This is a genomic window from Paenibacillus sp. FSL R5-0701 (genome assembly GCF_037973995.1).
Classification (GTDB): domain Bacteria; phylum Bacillota; class Bacilli; order Paenibacillales; family Paenibacillaceae; genus Paenibacillus.
The window spans coordinates 6,999,131-7,016,097 of sequence record NZ_CP150230.1; the positions used below are offsets into that span (position 1 = coordinate 6,999,131).

At 42.1% G+C, this 16,967-nt stretch carries 23 protein-coding genes; 5 read left to right on the plus strand and 18 right to left on the minus strand.

Annotated features, from left to right (window positions below):
- Positions 1–114 precede the first annotated feature (114 nt).
- From MKZ13_RS30710 to MKZ13_RS30785, 16 genes are all read right to left on the minus strand, one after another.
- Positions 115–1,086: a dipeptide/oligopeptide/nickel ABC transporter ATP-binding protein gene (locus MKZ13_RS30710; RefSeq protein WP_339180734.1), complete on the minus strand. Its 972-nt coding sequence runs from the start codon at positions 1,084–1,086 to the stop codon at positions 115–117.
- The gene (locus tag MKZ13_RS30715; protein ID WP_339180737.1) at positions 1,083–1,883 is read right to left on the minus strand and encodes an ABC transporter ATP-binding protein; all 801 of its coding nucleotides are present in this window, start codon (positions 1,881–1,883) and stop codon (positions 1,083–1,085) included. Before MKZ13_RS30715 ends, MKZ13_RS30710 begins: the two co-directional genes overlap by 4 nt.
- Positions 1,880–2,734 (minus strand): nickel transporter permease, encoded by an 855-nt coding sequence (gene nikC / locus MKZ13_RS30720; RefSeq protein ID WP_339180740.1) that lies wholly within the window; start codon positions 2,732–2,734, stop codon positions 1,880–1,882. Before nikC ends, MKZ13_RS30715 begins: the two co-directional genes overlap by 4 nt.
- Positions 2,731–3,678, minus strand: coding sequence for a nickel ABC transporter permease (gene nikB, locus MKZ13_RS30725; RefSeq protein WP_339180743.1), 948 nt, complete (start codon positions 3,676–3,678; stop codon positions 2,731–2,733). Before nikB ends, nikC begins: the two co-directional genes overlap by 4 nt.
- Positions 3,678–5,228 (minus strand): nickel ABC transporter substrate-binding protein, encoded by a 1,551-nt coding sequence (gene nikA, locus MKZ13_RS30730; RefSeq protein WP_339180747.1) that lies wholly within the window; start codon positions 5,226–5,228, stop codon positions 3,678–3,680. Before nikA ends, nikB begins: the two co-directional genes overlap by 1 nt.
- Before the next feature lie 236 nt (positions 5,229–5,464).
- Positions 5,465–5,605: a hypothetical protein gene (locus MKZ13_RS30735; RefSeq protein ID WP_339180749.1), complete on the minus strand. Its 141-nt coding sequence runs from the start codon at positions 5,603–5,605 to the stop codon at positions 5,465–5,467.
- Between the two features lie 434 nt (positions 5,606–6,039).
- Positions 6,040–6,540, minus strand: coding sequence for a hypothetical protein (locus MKZ13_RS30740; protein ID WP_339180752.1), 501 nt, complete (start codon positions 6,538–6,540; stop codon positions 6,040–6,042).
- 64 nt (positions 6,541–6,604) lie between these two features.
- Complete coding sequence (locus MKZ13_RS30745; RefSeq protein ID WP_339180754.1) at positions 6,605–6,934, minus strand: hypothetical protein; 330 nt, start codon at positions 6,932–6,934, stop codon at positions 6,605–6,607.
- Between the two features lie 31 nt (positions 6,935–6,965).
- On the minus strand, positions 6,966–7,448 hold the full coding sequence (locus MKZ13_RS30750; RefSeq protein WP_339180756.1) for a hypothetical protein: 483 nt from the start codon (positions 7,446–7,448) through the stop codon (positions 6,966–6,968).
- A 118-nt stretch (positions 7,449–7,566) separates the two neighbouring features.
- On the minus strand, positions 7,567–7,971 hold the full coding sequence (locus MKZ13_RS30755; protein ID WP_339180758.1) for a hypothetical protein: 405 nt from the start codon (positions 7,969–7,971) through the stop codon (positions 7,567–7,569).
- An 80-nt stretch (positions 7,972–8,051) separates the two neighbouring features.
- A complete protein-coding gene (locus tag MKZ13_RS30760; RefSeq protein WP_339180760.1) occupies positions 8,052–8,330 on the minus strand; it encodes a hypothetical protein in 279 nt (92 codons plus the stop codon).
- A gap of 196 nt (positions 8,331–8,526) precedes the next feature.
- Positions 8,527–8,826, minus strand: a complete 300-nt coding sequence (locus tag MKZ13_RS30765; protein ID WP_282319815.1) for a hypothetical protein — start codon at positions 8,824–8,826, stop codon at positions 8,527–8,529.
- A 579-nt stretch (positions 8,827–9,405) separates the two neighbouring features.
- Positions 9,406–10,002, minus strand: a complete 597-nt coding sequence (locus MKZ13_RS30770; RefSeq protein WP_339180764.1) for a pentapeptide repeat-containing protein — start codon at positions 10,000–10,002, stop codon at positions 9,406–9,408.
- Positions 9,999–10,400, minus strand: coding sequence for an Imm7 family immunity protein (locus MKZ13_RS30775; protein WP_339180767.1), 402 nt, complete (start codon positions 10,398–10,400; stop codon positions 9,999–10,001). The genes MKZ13_RS30770 and MKZ13_RS30775 overlap by 4 nt, the downstream gene beginning before the upstream one ends.
- Before the next feature lie 62 nt (positions 10,401–10,462).
- On the minus strand, positions 10,463–10,879 hold the full coding sequence (locus MKZ13_RS30780) for a hypothetical protein (RefSeq protein WP_339180768.1): 417 nt from the start codon (positions 10,877–10,879) through the stop codon (positions 10,463–10,465).
- Between the two features lie 2 nt (positions 10,880–10,881).
- Positions 10,882–12,084 carry a WXG100 family type VII secretion target gene (locus MKZ13_RS30785; protein WP_339180770.1) on the minus strand — a complete coding sequence of 401 codons (1,203 nt, stop codon included), beginning with the start codon at positions 12,082–12,084 and terminating at the stop codon, positions 10,882–10,884.
- 814 nt (positions 12,085–12,898) lie between these two features.
- Here MKZ13_RS30785 and MKZ13_RS30790 point away from each other — a divergent pair.
- A complete protein-coding gene (locus MKZ13_RS30790) occupies positions 12,899–13,159 on the plus strand; it encodes a hypothetical protein (RefSeq protein ID WP_339180772.1) in 261 nt (86 codons plus the stop codon).
- Positions 13,160–13,217: 58 nt separating this feature from the next.
- Here MKZ13_RS30790 and MKZ13_RS30795 read toward each other — a convergent pair whose 3' ends face one another.
- Entirely contained in the window at positions 13,218–13,763 is a 546-nt protein-coding gene (locus tag MKZ13_RS30795) for a hypothetical protein (RefSeq protein WP_339180774.1), read from the minus strand.
- A gap of 282 nt (positions 13,764–14,045) precedes the next feature.
- On the opposite strand from MKZ13_RS30795, the gene MKZ13_RS30800 reads away from it, so the two are divergent.
- From MKZ13_RS30800 to MKZ13_RS30810, 3 genes are all read left to right on the plus strand, one after another.
- A complete protein-coding gene (locus tag MKZ13_RS30800) occupies positions 14,046–14,168 on the plus strand; it encodes a hypothetical protein (protein WP_339180775.1) in 123 nt (40 codons plus the stop codon).
- Between the two features lie 94 nt (positions 14,169–14,262).
- Positions 14,263–14,694, plus strand: coding sequence for an SMI1/KNR4 family protein (locus MKZ13_RS30805; protein WP_339180778.1), 432 nt, complete (start codon positions 14,263–14,265; stop codon positions 14,692–14,694).
- Positions 14,695–14,837: 143 nt separating this feature from the next.
- The gene (locus MKZ13_RS30810; RefSeq protein ID WP_282319805.1) at positions 14,838–15,494 is read left to right on the plus strand and encodes a DUF1871 family protein; all 657 of its coding nucleotides are present in this window, start codon (positions 14,838–14,840) and stop codon (positions 15,492–15,494) included.
- 99 nt (positions 15,495–15,593) lie between these two features.
- Here MKZ13_RS30810 and MKZ13_RS30815 read toward each other — a convergent pair whose 3' ends face one another.
- The gene (locus tag MKZ13_RS30815) at positions 15,594–16,409 is read right to left on the minus strand and encodes an LLM class flavin-dependent oxidoreductase (protein ID WP_339180781.1); all 816 of its coding nucleotides are present in this window, start codon (positions 16,407–16,409) and stop codon (positions 15,594–15,596) included.
- A gap of 165 nt (positions 16,410–16,574) precedes the next feature.
- Between MKZ13_RS30815 and MKZ13_RS30820 the strand changes: the two genes are divergently transcribed.
- A complete protein-coding gene (locus MKZ13_RS30820; protein WP_339180784.1) occupies positions 16,575–16,922 on the plus strand; it encodes a helix-turn-helix transcriptional regulator in 348 nt (115 codons plus the stop codon).
- The last annotated feature ends 45 nt before the right edge of the window (positions 16,923–16,967 follow it).

A 16,967-nucleotide genomic window follows, 5' to 3' on the forward strand; every position in this document is an offset into this window, starting at 1 on the left:
TTAGGGGGACTTTGGGTGATCAAATGAATGCACTAAAAGCCGCTCTCGAATCTCTTCGTAAGGCGGCTTCATATATAAATTAACGATTACCACCCCCGGCGTCTCCGGGAGTACTCAGAAGATCGAAATTAACTCTTTCGTATACGGATGGCGTTCTTCAGCGAACAACGCTTCTGCACCGAAGCGGTCAACGATCTGACCTTCCCGCATAACAATGATACGCTGGCTCATGCGATGTACAGCAGCCAGATCATGCGAGATAAACACGTATGAAAGACCAAGCGATGTGCGGAGATCCGTAAGCAATTGCAGAACTGCACCTTGCGAGATCACGTCCAGGCTGGCTGTCGGTTCATCCAGAACGACAACGTCCGGTTCAATGCCAATAGCACGTGCAATCGTCACGCGCTGACGCTGTCCACCACTTAGCTCATGGGGGTATCGTCCAGCCAAATCGCTAGGAAGCTCGACCGCTTCAAGCAGCTTTTGGACGTATGCCTCCTTCGATGTGTAGGTAAAGTGGGACAGCTCCGCGTTCCGTCCAAGTTGTTCGTACGGATCAATCAGCGAATCAGCAATCTTTAGCTTCGGGTTTAGTGCTGCCATTGGATTCTGGAAAACAATCTGAATCTTCCGGCGATGTGGCCGCAACCGTCGGCCGCTCAGCCGCGCAATATCCTGTCCACCCAGTGTAATCATCGAGCCTGCATCTGCATCTTCGATCCTCAACAGACAGCGTGCGAGTGTACTCTTGCCACAGCCGCTCTCCCCAACAAGGCCAAGGCATTCGCCATGGTTCAGAGTGAAGGAAATATCATTCACAGCCGGTCGGTCTGCACCTGAATACGTTCGGCTGAGATGTTCCACGTGAAGCACAGGATTGCCAGGGATGCTGGGTGATGAAACGTTGCCTGTACCCGTGGTATTTATATCAGCATCTGTGTCTGCATGATCTGTATCTGTAATATCTATGACTGTACTGTCTGTGTCTGTATGGTTTAAGTCTCTAGCAAAATCATGGCTTCGCACACCGGATTCTTCAGACTGCACGAGTCCACGGCGTTTTTCATTTTCGTTCATCTTCATTCCGTTCCCGCCTCCTTCAATCCCGACTTCAGCGAACGACTCAGAACGGGAGCCGCATCAATCAGCTGGCGCGTATATTCATGCTGGGGATGGTCAAGAATGCGATGCTTCCCCCCAGATTCGACGATCTGCCCTTCCTTCATCACAGCCAAACGGTTGGCATAGCGACGTACATGGCGCCAATCATGTGTGATAAACAGAATGGCACAGCCCGTCTCCGCTTGTTTGCGTGCCAGCAGCTCCAACACGCGATGCCCGGACACACTGTCCAGTGCCGTTGTTGCTTCGTCAGCAATCAGCAGACGTGGAGACAACATCAGTGACGTGGCAATTGAAGCCCGCTGAAGCTGTCCACCGCTCAACTGGAACGGATAGCGACGCAGCAATTCAGCGCTAAGGCCAACCGATTCCAGCGCTTCCTCCGCTCGTTTCTTGCGGATAGCAGAAGACTTTTCTCCATGTACCTTCTGGTATTCATCAAAGTGTCCGCCAATGCTACGAAATGGCGTAAACGCTCCCTGATAGTCTTGAAAAATATATGAGATGCGGCTTCCTCGCAGGGCGCGCATATCCTTCGGCTTCCGTTCGAGCAGGTTGCTACCTTCGAACATGACTCGCCCCGACGCATGCAGGTTGGGCGGCAGCAGACGACCAATCGCTTGCGAGAGCAAGCTTTTGCCGCTACCGCTCTGTCCAACGAGTGCCATGAACTCACCTTCGCGAACAGCCAGAGAGACTTGATCTACAATAGTGCGATCTCGACTGGAGATGCTCAGTTCCTCAATGGAGAGAATCATGGCTGCACCTCCTTCTTCACGTCAAACCGGTCTCGCAGATAGTCACCCAGCATGTTGGCAAGCAGGACTACCGAGACAATGGCAAGGCCCGGATAGATCATCAGCTCTGGCCGAGACTGGAAGTAAGGCCGTGAGTCGTTCAGCATCGCACCCCATTCAGGTGTTGGCGGCTGTGCGCCAAGGCCAATGTAGGACAACGAAGAGATGAGCAGGATGATTTTGCCCAGATCGAGACTGGCCAGTACGAGCACATGGCCTGCGATATGTGGAAGCAGATGCTTTCTCATGATACGACCGTCCGATAGTCCGTTGGTCCGGGCGATGCGAATGTAATCCTTTTGTGACTCCGATAAAACTGTACTCCGAACGAGACGGGCGTAGCTGACCCACTTTACGATTACGATCGCTAATACCAAATTACCGATTCCCGCGCCAAGCAGGCCACTGAGCACAATCGCCACGATGGTATCAGGGAAAGCGAGAAAAGCATCAGCGATGCGCATGAACAGCTTATCGACCCAGCCACGTTTGTAACCCGCAATCAAGCCAAACGGAATGCCAATCAACAATGCAGCACCGAGTGCCAGCAGGCTATAACCCAGTGTTTGGCCGCCACCCAGCAGCAGACGTGTCAGTACATCGCGGCCCAGATGATCGGTGCCGAACGGATGGAGAGCACTTGCGCCCTGCAATCGTCCGCGCAGATCGGTTAAGGTATGATCATGTTTTAGAACGAAAAAGGCATATACGGAGGCCGCGATGACTAGAAGTGCAAATAGCAAACCAACGATCGCCTGCCAGCTATGTTTTTTAGATTTTGTCTTTGAAATAGGCAGGGGCATGGTTTTCATCGGTGGGCCTCCTTTTCCTTGAGTTTCATTTCAGGATTCAAATAACGATAAGATAGATCAACCGCCGTATTCACCAGGAATACCACGATCGCCATGATCAGGATGTAACCCTGGATCAGTGGATAATCACGCTGGCGGATCGCGTCCACGACGAGCTTGCCGATGCCCGGATAGGCGAACAACACTTCAATCACGACGACTCCGCCAATCAGGCTGCCGAGGCTGACGCCGAATACCGTAATGACAGGCGGCAGACTGTGCCGAAACGCGTGGAGCATGAAAATCCGGCCTTCAGATAACCCTCTTGCCCGGGCGGATCGAACGAACTCCTGACTTAATGAATCTAGCAGGCTGGAACGCAAAAGACGCACATAGACGCTGGAGATGGCAAGTCCCAGCGTCAGAGATGGCAGAATAAGCGATGTGAATCCATCCCGGCCCATCGTCGGCAGATTGCCGAAGCGTACGCCGAACATGTCGATCAGGATTAGACCCAGCCAGAAGCTCGGCACCGCCGCACCCACAATGGAGAGCATTCGGCTGCCCCGGTCAATCCAACTGCCACGATGGAGCGCTGACAGCGAGCCGAGCGGGATCGCTATGACGAGCATGACCAGCAGTGCGCCTATCGTCAGCTCAGCCGTAGCTGGCAGCGCACGCATCAAGGTCTGCATAACGGGCTGGCCTGTCGAATACGATACACCGAAGTCGAGTCGAACGAAATCGAGCAACCAGTTGCCGAACTGGACAGGAAGCGAATCATTGAAACCCATCTCCTCGCGTACAGCTTCGACCTGCTCCTGACTAACGGAAAGTTCGTCTACGTTCAGGATCGTCAGTACCGGATCACCGGGAGCCAGACGAATGAACAGGAAACTTACAAACATAATGAACAACAGAAAGATAAATACCTCAAGGGACTTCCGAAGCAAAATGCGAAACATTACATCACATCCAGCTTATTGGTAATCATGTAATATTCACTGCGGGTGGTAACCCAGTTCTTAATCTTCTTACCGTTATAGGCAACGATCGTACCAGGATGCAGCACGAATGAATTCAGCACGTTGTCATGCACGTAGTTGGCTGCCTTCTCAGCAAGCTCTGCGCGCTTTTCCGGTGCAACTGTGAGATTCAGTTCGTCGATGATCTTGGTCAGTTCTGGATCTTCCGATCCACTGAAGTTAAGAGCACCTTTCGGATGGTACGTCGCATTCAGATAATATCCAGCATCCCCACGAGGAGCTGTCAAATTACTGTAGGTCGCAATATCCCAGTCACGGTTAGATGCCATATAATCTTCTGGCGTGTCAATCTGGCGAATCTGCACGTCGATACCGATCTTCTTCGCATCAGATTGGAACACTTGAGCAATCAATGGCAGATCGGCACGAGCCGAATAGGTAAGCAGCGTCAGTTGCAGCGGCTTGCCATCTTTCGTCATCACGCCATTTTGCAGCTCGTATCCAGCTTCCTTAAGATAGTTCACTGCGGCTTCAGGCCCGGATTGCTTAGCAGTCTCTGCATAAGTTGGCGCGAACGGCAGCGATGGCAGGAATGGTCCGATGGCCGCTTCGCCGTAGCCGAGCAGGATCGTGTCCACGATGCCCTGACGGTCAATCAGCGCGTCCAACGCTCGACGAACATTGAGGTCCTTCATACTCTCCCGCTGCATGTTCATCGTTAGCTGATGCACGCGGAACGTAGACGTGGACTCAACCGTCATGCCGTCCATCGCTTTGAGCGATTCGAGGCTCTCGACCTCTGGACGGTATACGATATCAACCTGTCCAGATTTGAGCGCTAGCGTGCGGGCATTGGCATCTTCATTGAATGAAAACGTGATGGAATCCAGTGGAGATGCTCCGTCCCAATATTCATCATAACGATCCAGATCCAGCTTGCTGCCTGGTGTAAAAGAAGTTAGTTTGAACGGGCCCGTACCAATGGGCTTGTTCACAACGTCCGGCTCACTCACGTCGATAATCGCCGTGTTCGGATTCACCAGCTCTGAAGCGAACTCCGGGAACGGCTGAGTTGTGGTAATCTCCAGCTTATCACCCTCGGCTTCAATCGTATCGATCTTCAGCGCGTTCTGGATGGCTACATTCTCTTCCAGTGCCCGCTCAAGGGATGCCTTAACGGATTCGCCCGTCATTGGTTTGCCATTCTGGAAGGTCACATCATCTCGCAGGTCGATCGTCCAATGCTGACCGTCTTCGCTCTCCCAGCTCTCGGCGAGCCATGGAGCAACCGTTAGATTCTCTTCATCGAGACGAACCAGCGTTTCCGTAATGCCCGCGCGCAGCGGCACATAGCTAGAATCCACATGTGGATCTAGCGAACTGGTGGAGAAGTTATATAGGAAGTGAACATTTTTATTATCGGTGGATGGTTGCGCAGCGGGACTGGACTCAGATGATCCGCAGGCGCTCAACAGTCCAGCGCTTAAGGCCAAGGAGACCAGCGCTAGCAGTGGCGTCTTTTTATTCAAGGTAATGCCCCTCTCTCTTAATCGTAATCATTATGATCTAAACAATGAGTATTATCATATCGTAATGATTACGTTTTGACAAGAGTTATATTGGTGTTAGAACGAGAAAGAATCCGACTCTCGGATGAGAGCGGATTCTTCATGTTTTTTGTTACATATGAGGGCTTTATTAGTGGGCATTTCCTTTACGATCCTGGATTGTTTACATGTAGAACCATGCAAGATTACTCGAAGAGTTACAACCCTGTATCGTCGTCTTCTAGCAAATGTGACCAGTAACCTTCGACATTCTTCATTGCTATCGGATCAATCTTCTCAAAATAACCACGAAGTGCTCTAGCATACTCATCTGAGGTATATGTACCTTCCAGTCTCATTTTAGTTGCCAGTTCACTTCTAATTAGATGAAACAAAAAGAAGGTTCCCAAATTCTTATTGAGCATATATATGTTGGACTTATCCAATGATGATGTTGTGAAAAACATATCGCTCCCTTGTTTTAGATAGAGACCATACGAGTCTCGCATATACCATAACTTGCAAAGTGACCAATCTGAATATATTCCTCTCCCTCAATAACTTTTACTTGGAAAGCTTCAGATTCATAAAAGGAAAAATCATCATATTGTTCTGGAACTCCTATGTCGATTAAAAAATGAGCATTCTCTTCACTTATGCCCCAATCTTTAGTATAGTGTAGTCATAATTAATTATTTCCGATTCATAGTAGTCCTTTATCTCTACGATATCAAAATCCATGCTCTCACTCCTCTAACTTTTAAAATGCTTGAGATAGAACCATACGACTGATTTAAGAAATCACTGGTGCGCCCAGTAGTCCCTCATCACTTATATCAATTGGTGCCTGCTTAGACATGTATTCGGCATGCGCTAGAGGAAAAGCATAGCCACCTGTAATAATCTCACCATGCTGTCTTCTAATGGTTCCTCCTCTTTCGATTAAAAGAATCAAAGGTTCATACAAATCATGAAACTCCGACGCAATTTCATTTCCGGAATCAAATAATAACAACCATTCCAAATATGCTTCACACGTTCCTTTTAGGAAATTATTTTTTAGTCCCTTTAATTGAGGACATTTTTCAGTTATATCCAGATCAACGTCATATCCAAACGCACGAGAAGCGTTGAAGAAAGGATACGATGTTTTCAAACGGTATGTAGTGGTCAATATTGCTGCTCTTCTAATATACTCCTGTAATAATGCCATGTTTGAGGGCTCATCTGTTCTACCGGAAGTACCCCAATTGATGCTATTTATTCTTTCTATACCTCTACATAATTGATTCATTAATACCTCCTCCTCTAGAGTCAACTATTCAATTCTAATAACTTCCCATATAAAGCTACCAACCTCAGAATATATACAGAATTGTACTTTCACTAATAAATGCGCTAGGTAAAATATCTTGTAAATTTTCAATCCTACCCGTCATATAATCTAACTCACTCCCGTTTAAATGTTCCTTTGTCCACTCACTTAATCGTTTTAACTCAACTACAGCAGCTTCTAATTGGTGAAAATATATTTTAGATCCATCCCGAATCAGGGCTATTCCTAATTCATGTATTGCTGCCTCCCAGTACTCATCGTAAAATTCCTGAGTAGCAATATTCTCACTGAGTGTAAGTTCACAATTCCGATCTTCTATATCCCCGTTATATCTGTATAGACCTACGGACATTACTATCCCCCCAAGTTTGATCTACATGATCCTATTCAATGTTGCTAATATCTTGTACTGAAATATTTAAATGTCTCCAATACTTAAGAGGATAAGCTGAACCACCTACAACCATTTCACCTTGTCTTATGGTAAAACTCTCACCTCGTTCAAAGAGTTTTATCATCGGTTCGTAGAGGTCGATGTATTGAATGGCTTCATCCACTCCTTGATCTGCTAATTCGGAAACTTCTAAATAACCGTAGCAAATTACCTTCACATAAGGTTTTCCTAGCGTGTCGAGTTTTGAACAAGCTCGATATACCTTTTCATCTATAGCTTTTCCATGAATTTTAGCAAAACTAAGTAGGGGATATTGATCTATTGAAGCATCCATCTCGTTTAATAATTGATTAACGCGTCTAAGATATTCTTTAATCAAAACATGAGAAGAAGATTCTAGTGAGCTATCTTCTGTATCCTCAAATGAAATAGACGATAATCGTTCAATAGCTTTGGTCAGTAGCTGCCCCATGCGTTGCTCTCCTCTTGATTGACTATTAAACCTATTTAGAGTTACTTCAAAGGTAACGACTAAATAACGCAGCCCTAGCAACTGCGTTATCGTTTGAAATTATGTTCCTTAATCTCAATCAGACGTATTCAATATACACGATGCAACCGTTCGTTTTGGCTAATTCTAAAAATGTTGATATCTGATGTGCTACTTCTGGGAGAGTAGGAACAACGTTCTTAACATTCTCTATTTGCTCATCAGTTACTTTACTCACATTGAAGGACTTAAATAAATGAATAGCTAAATCAAGGTCCTGTATTTCCCATGGACTTCCCTCATACCAACCTTCATGGGCATAGTATTCTTGTAGAATACCATTGTCAGTAGACTCATACTGGCACATAAGATCCAATAATGTCTCAAAATATCCATTCCACATCTTTAGGATATTTTTCTCCGCAGAGTTTTCAAATACAATTAATATTTCCGGTTGCCCCTCGTAACCAACATAATAAAAGTCATTAACTTTATCTTCTATCATAGCTCAACTCTCCAACGCTCATAAAGAGCATCACCCTCGCTCTAATGAACTTAGGCACTCGCTTATTATACTCATTTCACCTATTTTAACCCCTTAAGAAATTCCTCTAATATTTTTCGGCTAGCAGTTCCTGCTCCTGAAATTGCATTATGCACACGATCTAATATTATAGGATGATTTATAATTCGTTGCTTATGTTCAGTAGATGTGTAACTTCTTAATGTATCTATACATATTTCGAATAACTCGCTGTCTTCATCAGAAAGTAGAGAAAGCAGGATTTCAAATTCTTGTGTGTGCTGTGTACTATCTAGACAGTAAGCCAGCTTTTTCTTCCAGTACAGTGGCTTATTTAACACCTCAATGGTTAATTATCCCAATCACTTTGTCCGAATTCCTCCAATGATTCTGCTGCTATAATACAACCGTCATCATACCAGGAATCAACTGTCGTCACAGCTGATAAAAGATTATCTAATTGTTTGTACATATTAAACATTAACCTCTATCTTAGTCATCTCCCAGTTTGATCCTACTTTCTGTATACCGGTAAGATTAATCCATGTAAGAAATGGCCGTCTTGATAATATTCGTTAATTTTAATTCAGGATATTTTTTATCACATTCCTTGAGGGTGTTGATATATTCTGTACTTTGGAGATTATAAGCTATTTCTTCAAACACCTCACTAACCCAAATAAGTTCGTCCTTACTACAGTTCTTGAGGAATTGAATCGTCTCATCTTCATTTTGACTTAGTATATTAATTAGTTCATCTCTGTATTGCTCGATTACTGGATCGTTCATATGAAGAGCCGCTCTTTTTCGTATTACTTCTCTAGACTCTTCGATCATTTATAGTGACCTCCATTTAGAAGATTCAGCCCAATCGTAATCAGACACCCAAAAATAGTCCGATCTATTAAGATTCAGGTATTCATAAACATTCGTTATTCTCTTCTTTATTAGTTTAAAGACTGTAGAACTGCTATGAACGGAGGATGCCCCGTTTCTTGGTTTTGTAACAAACTTGGTTTACGAAATCTTAGACTCGTCTGTAGTTCAATTACAGGTGCTTCAGCCCTGACTTCTTTAAGCAAAACTTTTATCCAAAGGGGGCACAAGGGTACTCTACAACCCAACATCTTTATAACAGAATCAATATCGAACTCGCGTCCATCTAAATTATTCGAATTTAACATTCCCCGGTAAAGATATTCGTCTGTAGAATTTAAAGATTTACCCCGCTCCTCAATCGTAGTAATTATGAATTTACTGGTTTCACCCAGTACTTCGTTATGATAGGTGGATAATTCATCTACAGTTTTTAGTAAGTATTCCTTAAAAGAATCTAGGTCCATATATTTTATCAACATGCCTACTCCGTTAATTTAAATTCAATTCAGCACTTGTCTTTAAGATATAATTTAAAATTTATTCTTCCACGGTAGCTTCTAACCATTTTGCTGCATCTTGACCTAGAAGGACTGTTGGGTTGTCAGGAGTGCCGACATTAATGCTATGGAAATTCGCTTCGGTTATTCCTTTCATATTTTTCAAAGTTGCTCCATAGAATGAAACTCCTTCAAACCTCGATTCTCTTATATCTATATTTATTAATGAAGCGTTACTAGAGTCAGTTAGAGAGAAGCTACTTGCCGAAAAATTACAATCTATAATCGTAGCCCTTTTAAAATCAGCCTCCCAAAAATCACCTCTAGCAAATCTTAAACCATTCAAAGTTGCATTAGAAAATTCAGTATAAGATAGGTCCGACTTATAAAAATCACAATTCACTAATTCTGCGTCGTTATAAGTTGACGAACTTAAAACTGAGGCATGGAAATCCATGTTGTTCAGGCTAAGATTATCAAAATTACAGCTAGTCATATACGATTGTGCCAAACACACACCAGTTAACTCATAATGTTGAAAATCAACTTCCTGTAATCGTAGCTTCTCACCTTCTTGACCATTAGTCTCTAACCACTTTTTGTGAAGCTCAAATTTAAGATCTAACTCTTGTTTCATAGCTCTTCATCCTCTAGTGTAGGTATGAATGGGGAGAGAAACGGATCATTATTCTCCATTACTTTACCTCGGATTAAAGTGTAGACCTTAAACTGATTGAAGGATTCCGTATCATCACTATCTCTTACATAAAGAATTCCGTAGGAACCCGGAGCTATTTCACCTACCTTTTTCAACACTTCGGCGGGATCATACTTTGATACAGGTTTGTGATTATCTAGGCCCGCTATCCATAGTTGAAAGTCACCATTAACTGCTCTCACGTCCAAAACACCTGTAGGCCAATTTAGCACTTTTACATATTCTCGCAGATGTTGAATAACTAAACCATATTGATACTCATCTTCTTCAAACGACGCACACTCTCTAATGGTTGCCCAGCCATGATATTCATACATAATCTCTTCACAACCCCTCATCTGTATCTATGTGGGCTAGTTGACTATAAAGGTCATTATCTTTAATCTGTTCTTTCAATAATCGCTTTAAAGGGGGCATGTCCTGTTTCAACATTTCTCAGCAAAGTAGGCTTTCTAAACCTTAAACTACACTGTAATTTAAAGATCGCTGTTGTTTCATCTAAACCTATAAAGATTACATTAATCCATATAGGCACCATTGGCTCTAAACCGCAAAGAACATTCACCGTATTGATTAACGGTAACTGCTTTCCTCCTATATTATCCTCACTCAAAATATTCAATCGCATCATATCATCTGCACTATTCAATGGCTTATCCTTTTCCCTCACAGGCTCGATAATGAATCTATATTCATTAGATGTTAACCCAATTTCATTTGAGATTTCTTGAATTGTCTTTAATAAATTTTCTTTGAATATTTCTTTATTCATCTGTTTTATTTGTTCCAAAGTCATTCCTACTTCCCTGAAATTTTCGTACTTGAGACTTTAACAAGTTCATTGGTATTAACATATCCTGAAGGAGTTGTATCTATAGAGAATATTTCTAACCATGCATTTTTGGTTCTTACCCCAGCCTGTTCCAGAATTTGTGGAAATGCCCTTGTTTGTTCAACTGAGGGAGTGTAATGTCCAGATAAGTTAGTGATTCTTCTAACTTGTCCATCCGCATTTATCTTTAGCTTCCCTGCTGCTTGAACAGACTCACCATTTGCTAGAAAAGAATGACCTCTTCCTATATGAAGTTTGTTTTTCATGTCTACAACAAAATCCATCTCATTAAGTCCATTTACATCTTTCAGTCTTCCGCTCTCTATACTAAAGGTGAACTCTTTCCCAGCTTGAGCATCATCAGGAAACCTATTATTGATTTTTTGTGATGATACTATATTTCCCGGGCTCTTACCACCTGTACTTGCAGCCTCAATATGCTGCTTAATCTTCGCCACGGCTGGATTAGAAGCAGGCAATCGATAAGGCCCCTTACCACCCGGCATACTCCCGCGAACCATCTGAATCGCCATGAATATCTGACTAAACTTCAGAGAGGTCACCATCATCTGAGCATACTTATCGGATACAGGCTCTCCTGTCGTAGGATGAATGCCCATCTCAAATGCCTTGATCTGTAACGCAAAAATATCTTCCCCAGGCGGTTCAACGTTCACAGCTTGCATGCGATTAAAGTCCAGATTTCCCTGATCTCTCTGATACGCCTGAAGAGCAGCCTGATCCGCAACACCATTCTCGTTGACAGGCATCCATACCAATTTACCAAACATATTGATTTGCGCCATCCGATAGCCCTTGTCACCCGAACCTGAATCACCTGTTGACTTGGTCATCATAGCTGCGACACCGACTGCTCCAAACGCACCACCCAGACTTACCTTCTGAGCATCTGCATCTTGGAAACGCGTGGCGATATCCTTCAATTCCTTGGATGTATTCACCATACTCTCCAGCGCTTTATCCAGTATAGGTCGTGACTGCTCGAACTCATAGTAAAATCGCTCCTGCGTTGCGCCCATCCACATCATCTGAACAAACATGATCTGTCTCGTCAGATCACTTCGTATACTCTCCAACTGTTGTCTTGCTTGATCCACCTGATTCGATACGTGATGTAGTTGTTCAGGGGTAACTTTAATTGTACTCATACGTTTCTCCGCTCATTTGAAATAGGATTATCCTATGTTAGCAGAAGTGTAATATGTAAACTATCCAGCTAACATCCTGTTTTTACCATGGTAAAAACATAAGCTGTGCTCCTCATCGGTGCTATGGTCCTATATGCATATACCCACTTCAAGGCATATTCTACCAGTTCCAGTAAGCCCCCCCCTACTTCATCTCCTCCAACATCACCCGATACCGTCCAATTTGCTCCTCTGTCGCCTCTTCTCTCAATGATTCAAAAGTGAAGTTTGACGTGCGAACTATTTCATACTCTGGAGTGAACTAAACCACATACAGGTTTCTAAGAAAAAGGAAAGAAGAGTGTTGCACTAAATCAGCATAGACAACACTCTACATATATTAATTGATTTAAGTTACCTTGTTTTACTCATTTGCTAACTTAGTATATTTCTTAGCAGTGAGGATCCCGGGATACGATGTCTCTAAAGTATCATAAGTTATTTCTATCTCGTCCCCAACATTAAATTTAGACAGGTTTATACCACTAACCCAATATGCTTCACTATATTTGTTGGATTGTATTAATTTATTCGTATCTTCCTGAAAATCATCTGGTACCAAATCACTTATTACAAGAATTCTTTTGTTCGATTGATCAATCTCTTTTACATACCCTTGAATCCGTTAATCATTTGAATTAAAAATGGTACATGCACTCAATATAAATAACAGTGAACATATTAACAACACCTTCATAAATTTCATACGGACACACCTCCACCAGTAACCTCGACCTTCTATCCTGGCGATATTACACAGGTTGATTCTATTGAAATGATGAGTGGCAGTGATGGTACTAAAAGAACAACTACAGATCAAGTGCTGATTAAGGAATGGATTGAAAAGGTAAGCGATTTAGAAATCGTACTTGATCCAGATCAAGAAGATTCAACAGGGGTTTTGTACCATGTCACGATGTTTGAGCAGGGAAAAGAATTGCTGTACATGACACCTACCGATATGAATCATCAGCGAATAGAGCCGCAGTTGGAATTAGCTGACCGAATGTCGGAACTTTATGATGCCATAGAATAAGATAAAGTTCGATATGAAATTATCCATCGTAATCAACATTTTCATTAAAGTAGATTCTCTATGAAGTCAATTGCTTTACATCGTTTAACTTTTCCTGAAGTATTTGAATACTCGTACTCTGCAGTATGTCAGGATTCAATTCAGTAACAAAATCTAGAAACTGATGTGCATTTTTCATAATTTCTTCTGTAAAGGATGCCGAACTTACATTAACACCATTCCAATTTGAGTATCTAAATTCCTCATTTGGTTCAGTAATAAATAAGTCCAGAATAACTTCCCGATCAATACCTTCTACTAAACTAACTTGTAGTTCCACTCCCTGCTGTATAAACTCAAGCCACAAATTAGCGCTATCAGGAATTCGATAAGCAACATATTGATGTATTCTAATCTTCTGGACTATAGTCAGTAAGTCCACAAACCATCTAATAAGTCTTTCATTACCAAATGGACAATCGTCAAAGAACATACCGTACTTACTTCCGTTAAAATCCAATTCAATACTTCCCTCGATATCTTGTTTCGTTAGATCAAACCGCTTTGCAGACATTTGTTTAATTTCATCAAAGTTATCAATTGCTTTAAATGAAATAGTGAACATAATTGAACACCCTGACCTATTAAAATAATAATTATATATATGTGTACTATACGGAATTAGGCACAAACAATACACCTCCGTTTGAGATTTTCAGGAGAATGGGTACAAGCAAATAGAACTATAGGTCCTCACAAACAGCATCTAACATGGATTAAAATATAGTACAGATCAAGAACTGAGGATTGAGACGATGACAAAGATACGATAGTTATCTAAAAGCGATACAAGAACAAAATAACGGAAAAATACAACTATCTGTTGAACAATTAGAAGAATCAGATTTTGGAAGAAAGATATAATGAAATTTGTGAGTTAGGTATTGAGGATATACAGGCCTTGAACGATCATATAGAGGATTGGTTTAATTTAGAGAATAAAATGCCGATTTTCCCCGAAGATGAATGACTCATACTAAGAGGACCGTAATTACTATATTCCTTGAAATTAGTGGATCAAAAAACGAAGTAGCCAAAATGATTATCTCTAGGGAGTAGATCAAATGGTCGATAATAATAATGCATGGAGCACGGAGTATCCTCCTGTTGATATTCATACCGTAAAGACAGTGGAAAAGACTTGGGGTATACAATTTCCCTCTGAGTACATTCATTTCATAGAAAAATATCACGGTGCAGAACCTGCCCAACGGACGTTGAACATTAGTGGAAAAAAAGTGATGTTTTCTTCCTTCTTAACCTTCATCGCATTTGATGAGCTTGATATATTGGATCTATATAATGAGCAAAAGAACAACCTTCCTCCTAATCATTTTCCTTTTGCTATAGATGTAGAGGGTAACCTGTTTTGTTTTAATTACAGCCACAATTCTCAGCCTAATATTATCTATATTGAAACGATATATTCTTACAACACCTTGGGTGGTCATCTGGCCGCCACAGACTTTACAGCATTTATCCAACAATTTAATTAAACAATCTGACTTCATCCAGTAAGGATGGAGTCTATACTAGAATTCTTCAAAGGATGCTCTCATCAAGCTTCTGATATGGGAAGATGTTTATGTGACGACCAGACCCGAAGGATCAATAAAGAACTTTAAAAGAGGTGTTACATATGTTAGTTAAAAAAATAATAAACGATTGGGACCCCATTAATCTATTCCCCTACGCTCCTGAGGATGAATATGAGGAAGAGGTAACACAAATTGAAGAATATATTCGCACCGCCAGCTTGGACAAACATAACTTAGCTAAAGAAATATACACGATGTTCAGTGAGAAATTTGGGAGCGATATATTCACTGAGAGTTTAGAGTCATGTACAAATATTGCGAATAAAATTCTGGGACTGCCGCACTTCATAGGCTATACATTATCTAAGCTTCGTACCTACGAATGGGTCAGATATAATATGTTTGCAAGAGAGGATCTTTATCATCACACGCCCGGATTTTATTTCAGATTTTTCAATCCAGGGAAGATGTACAACGAATTAGCTACATGTATAGATGCTTTCCAGGGCGAGTTACAATGGAAGTTGTATCTTGGTCGTGAGACTCGCAACCATAATTACAGCTTGGAACCATATGAAGTATATCAGGCAAGATTAACGGACGAATATAAGAAAAATTATAATCTGAAAGGAATTTTAGGCGATAAGTATAACGAAATATGTGAAAAAGGGATCAACGACATTCCATCTTTAAGTGATCATATTGAAGATTGGTTTAATTTAGTAAATAAAAAGCCGATCTTTCCTGACCGTGACTAAGTATACGACTGTGACTCAGGTAAAATATAAACTGCGTATGATCAATTAAATCGTAGGCAGTCTTTTCAACGCTCAGAGTGTTTGTCTATTTTACCCAACTTAGATACGCTCCTGTCCTATCCCTTTCATAAATGCCCGATACCGCCCAAGCTGCTCCGCCGTCGCCTCTCCCCGTAATGACTCCAACAATGCTATGCACCTTATAAAATACCGATCCAACCCAAGCTTATCCGCTAACCGAATCACCTGCAAAATGAATTCCACGGCCTCCTGCGGTCTTCCCATCCACCGTTCATACAAAGCCCGCTGATAACAGTAATGGTACATATCATCGTTGTTTGAAGAATTCATTTTTGTGCCATCGCCCAGCATCTGATCCTCAAACAAATGTATAACTCGATCAATCTGCCACCTATGCCGCACTGCTGCTTCCGTAATCACTTTCAGACCCACCAACCATTCCTTAGGATGCTCAAGCAAAAAGTCCACAAACTCCTCCAGCAATTGCACCTGCCCGGCTTCAATCTCAAGAGCATACCGATTCACCTGTGCCTTATGTCTGAACTCCTGCACCACCTTCATACCTACCTCATCTAGAACCTCCATCCATCCTAGTTCTGCATATTGATCGATACATGCTCGCGCCTGGTCTGCCTGTCCCATCTTCTGGTGAGCCATACCCCGCATTAAGTGACTGAACCCGTAATAGTAAACCAAGGGACGCTCGATGTGTATATGTGGTGCAGGCACTCCCTTTGACTGAAACTCCTGCCGCTCTTCATGGAAAGACTGCACACATTGATATAACATGTCCGCCCTCTCCATCACCTTGTTCCAATTTTCAAAAGCCACAGCCATGTCCAACATTTCAACAATGATGTCCGGTTTGAGTGATTTCAGGATAGATTTTCGCAAAAGGAGATCCTCCTTAATTATCCATTTTCTTATAATTGTATAGATAAATCAAAAGAAGATCAATATAAATTGTACTTATAAGTACTTTTATTCAACAAAACAATTTGCACATATTAGTCTGTAAGGATTCTATAACCTCTTCTAACCTTAAGTGGAGGTGATCAAATGAGTTTACCAGAGGACGTAGGAAATCGAATACGTGAGTTAAGGAAGGCAAAAGGCTGGACTCAGGAACAACTGGCGGAAGCAGCAGGTCTTCATTATAGCTATATTGGTGGGGTTGAACGTGGAGATCGAAATATTTCATTGGAGACTTTGGAAAAAATAATGAATGGATTGCAGGTCAATGCTGAAGAAATCTTTAAATTTAAAGAAGACTCTGAGAACAAAAGAGCCTTGGATGAACATATAACTCTAATAAGTGGCAAAAGTACAGATACAATCGTATCATTGACCAAAATTAGCAAAGAAGTTTTAAATGCTATCGAAAAATCACATAAAATTTCCGATTAATATATCTGTACCAACATCATTCTTTAATACCAAAAAAGAGTGGAT

Coding starts and splice junctions, on each gene's coding strand:
- MKZ13_RS30710 (WP_339180734.1), bottom strand. CDS start 1,086: ATGAAGATGAACGAAAATGAAAAACGCCGTGGACTCGTGCAGTCTGAA.
- MKZ13_RS30715 (WP_339180737.1), bottom strand. CDS start 1,883: ATGATTCTCTCCATTGAGGAACTGAGCATCTCCAGTCGAGATCGCACT.
- nikC (WP_339180740.1), bottom strand. CDS start 2,734: ATGAAAACCATGCCCCTGCCTATTTCAAAGACAAAATCTAAAAAACAT.
- nikB (WP_339180743.1), bottom strand. CDS start 3,678: ATGTTTCGCATTTTGCTTCGGAAGTCCCTTGAGGTATTTATCTTTCTG.
- MKZ13_RS30735 (WP_339180749.1), bottom strand. CDS start 5,605: ATGAGACTGGAAGGTACATATACCTCAGATGAGTATGCTAGAGCACTT.
- MKZ13_RS30740 (WP_339180752.1), bottom strand. CDS start 6,540: ATGAATCAATTATGTAGAGGTATAGAAAGAATAAATAGCATCAATTGG.
- MKZ13_RS30745 (WP_339180754.1), bottom strand. CDS start 6,934: ATGTCCGTAGGTCTATACAGATATAACGGGGATATAGAAGATCGGAAT.
- MKZ13_RS30750 (WP_339180756.1), bottom strand. CDS start 7,448: ATGGGGCAGCTACTGACCAAAGCTATTGAACGATTATCGTCTATTTCA.
- MKZ13_RS30755 (WP_339180758.1), bottom strand. CDS start 7,971: ATGATAGAAGATAAAGTTAATGACTTTTATTATGTTGGTTACGAGGGG.
- MKZ13_RS30765 (WP_282319815.1), bottom strand. CDS start 8,826: ATGATCGAAGAGTCTAGAGAAGTAATACGAAAAAGAGCGGCTCTTCAT.
- MKZ13_RS30770 (WP_339180764.1), bottom strand. CDS start 10,002: ATGAAACAAGAGTTAGATCTTAAATTTGAGCTTCACAAAAAGTGGTTA.
- MKZ13_RS30775 (WP_339180767.1), bottom strand. CDS start 10,400: ATGTATGAATATCATGGCTGGGCAACCATTAGAGAGTGTGCGTCGTTT.
- MKZ13_RS30780 (WP_339180768.1), bottom strand. CDS start 10,879: ATGACTTTGGAACAAATAAAACAGATGAATAAAGAAATATTCAAAGAA.
- MKZ13_RS30785 (WP_339180770.1), bottom strand. CDS start 12,084: ATGAGTACAATTAAAGTTACCCCTGAACAACTACATCACGTATCGAAT.
- MKZ13_RS30790 (WP_339180772.1), top strand. CDS start 12,899: ATGATGAGTGGCAGTGATGGTACTAAAAGAACAACTACAGATCAAGTG.
- MKZ13_RS30795 (WP_339180774.1), bottom strand. CDS start 13,763: ATGTTCACTATTTCATTTAAAGCAATTGATAACTTTGATGAAATTAAA.
- MKZ13_RS30805 (WP_339180778.1), top strand. CDS start 14,263: ATGGTCGATAATAATAATGCATGGAGCACGGAGTATCCTCCTGTTGAT.
- MKZ13_RS30810 (WP_282319805.1), top strand. CDS start 14,838: ATGTTAGTTAAAAAAATAATAAACGATTGGGACCCCATTAATCTATTC.
- MKZ13_RS30820 (WP_339180784.1), top strand. CDS start 16,575: ATGAGTTTACCAGAGGACGTAGGAAATCGAATACGTGAGTTAAGGAAG.